Origin of the sequence: Rhodococcus sp. APC 3903 (assembly GCF_030407755.1) — a bacterium.
Lineage (GTDB): Bacteria > Actinomycetota > Actinomycetes > Mycobacteriales > Mycobacteriaceae > Rhodococcus_F > Rhodococcus_F erythropolis.
The window spans coordinates 1-1,366 of the sequence record NZ_JASDCV010000083.1 but is presented as its reverse complement, the minus strand read 5'-3'; the positions used below and the strand labels follow the sequence as shown (position 1 = coordinate 1,366).

General features: G+C 61.5%; 2 protein-coding genes. Both read left to right on the top strand.

The window, feature by feature from the left end; translation table 11 throughout:
- A partial coding sequence (locus tag QMA15_RS32595; RefSeq protein ID WP_290289318.1) for a hypothetical protein occupies nucleotides 1-336 on the top strand: 336 nt, incomplete at its 5' end.
- Between the two features lie 248 nt (nucleotides 337-584).
- Nucleotides 585-1,366 (top strand): amidohydrolase family protein (locus QMA15_RS32590; RefSeq protein ID WP_290289315.1); only part of this gene is annotated, 782 nt, incomplete at its 3' end.

Sequence of the window (1,366 nt, the reverse complement as noted above, 5' to 3'; positions counted from 1 at the left end):
CTGCAGCAACAGTCCTCGCAGACATGCGGTTGCGATGATGCTCTGCTGCTGTGCATCCACCACTGTGAATCCGTCGCGAAGGGCTGCCGCTTCAAGGAGATGAGCCTAGTCGTCGAGGTCGGCGGCGAAATCTTGAAATGCTTTGTGCTCGTACACCGCAAGTCCGGCCAGGTGAAAAAAGGTGCGGCTTCGATCTTCATGCTCGGCGTTCGAGTAGAAACTCCAGATCGCCCTGCACAGGGCCGCGAACCCGAGATCTTTGCCCATCGCGGCGATGACGAGGTTGTCACGGCGGCGCGCTTCCGACAGTACGGCGCTGAGGAGACCTGGTCGTGATCCGAAGTGATAGGTCAGAAGCGTGTGGTGCACGCCGAGTCGCTCCGCTACTTGGCGCATCGACAGCTTCGGACTTGGGCCGGTTTCACCGAATTCGTCGAACAGTGCCTGTAACAGTCGCTCTCGACCCTCCCCAACCGGCGATCTCACGCTACCTCCATTGACGGGTTCACCACTGTTGAGTACGGTACCGCATATCGAATTCACCAGTGTTTAGGAGAGTGGTTTCTAATGCTCGGGAGGTCCCTTTGACTGACGTATGGTTTGCCGGCGGCATGGTCGCGGATGGATCGGGTACCGACCCGGTCGAAGTCGACGTGTGCGTGAGTGGCGGCATTGTCACAGCGATCGGACAGGCGCCGTCGGGTTCGACGACAGTTGACTTGGACGGCATGCTTCTGACTCCGGGGCTGATCGATGCTCATGTCCACCTGGGTATTTCGAGTCCGATCCGAAGACAATTCGGGTTTGAGCTCTCGGCAGCCGAACTGGCGGCGGGCATCTTCGCCACCGCGGGCGATGCCCTCGACGCGGGCTTCACCACGGTGCGAGACGTCGGTGGCATCGACGGCGGAGTCGTCGACGTTATTGCGAGCGGCAAGGTGCGTGGTCCGCGTGTCCTCTCGTGTGGTCCTGTGCAGTGCCAGACCGGCGGACACGGCTACTACGGGGCCGCATGGGAGCCGACAGAGCTGTGGAACATGCACCACATTCCAGGGCTCTGCGCCTTGTCCTTGATGTCGGGTAATGCCGACGAGCTACGACGCAACGTGCGCGAGTCGTTCCGCCGAGGGGCAACATTTCTGAAACTGTGCGTCACCGGCGGTGTCGTCGGGGGCCATGACCGCCTCACCGACACACAGTTCACCGTCGAGGAAATCTCCGTGGCAGTGGAAGAAGCAGCGTCGCGCGGCACCTACGTCACGGTCCACGCGCACAACAATGCGGGCATTCGCAACGCAGTGCAGGCGGGAGTGCGGTGCGTGGAACACGGCACCGACATCGACGCGGAGACTGCCCAGTTGATGCG